Below are 763 nucleotides of genomic sequence, written 5' to 3' on the forward strand. Positions count from 1 at the left end.
CTCCCGCCCGGAGGGGCGGGCCGCGCCGTGTGCCGTCCTGCCGTACGGTCGTCACCGAGGACGCCCGAGGACGCCCAGGGGAGGAACCGTGACGCCCACCGCACCGCTCGAACCGCCGCCGCCCGCGCCGGGCCGGCTGCGGCTGCTCAGCTACAACGTCCGCTCGCTGCGGGACGACCGGCGCGCCCTGGTCCGGGTGATCCGGGCCTGCGCGCCCGACCTCGTCTGCGTCCAGGAGTCGCCGCGCTACTGGCGCCCCGAGGGCCAGGCCGGCTGGCTCGCCCGGCGGACCGGCACCGCGGTCCTCGCCGGAGGCGGCCGGACCGCCGCCGGGCCGCTGGTGCTCGGCCGCCCGGGCGTCCGGGTGCTGTCCGTCCACGACCGGCTGCTGCCGAAGACCCGCGGACTGCACGCGCGCGGCTTCGCGACCGCGCTGGTCGAGGTCGACGGCGCGCCGCCGCTCACCGTCACCAGCTGTCACCTCAGCCTGGACGCGGACGAGCGGCGCCTCCAGTTCGACCTGCTCGCCGGGCAGCTGCGGCACGCCGAACTCGGCGTGATCGCGGGGGACTTCAACGAGCACCCGGACGGCCCCGGCTGGCGGTCGCTGGCCGGGCGGCTCCAGGACGGGCACGTGGTGGCGCCCTGGGGCGGCGAGATGACGTCCGTCCCGGAGAACCCCTACCAGCGGCTGGACGCCGTCTTCGCGACGCCGGGCGTGGAGGTGCTCGCCTGCGGCGTCCCGCACGGTCTGCCCGGGGTC

1 protein-coding gene is annotated in these 763 nt (G+C 78.0%); it reads left to right on the forward strand.

Going from position 1 to position 763, the window contains the following annotated elements; all coding sequences use genetic code 11:
• Positions 1-88: 88 nt before the first annotated feature.
• On the forward strand, positions 89-763 hold a 675-nt coding region (locus tag ABD308_RS12430), incomplete at its 3' end, for an endonuclease/exonuclease/phosphatase family protein (RefSeq protein ID WP_344332720.1).

It is taken from the genome of Kitasatospora putterlickiae, assembly GCF_039527695.1.
In the GTDB taxonomy this organism is placed as follows: domain Bacteria; phylum Actinomycetota; class Actinomycetes; order Streptomycetales; family Streptomycetaceae; genus Kitasatospora; species Kitasatospora putterlickiae.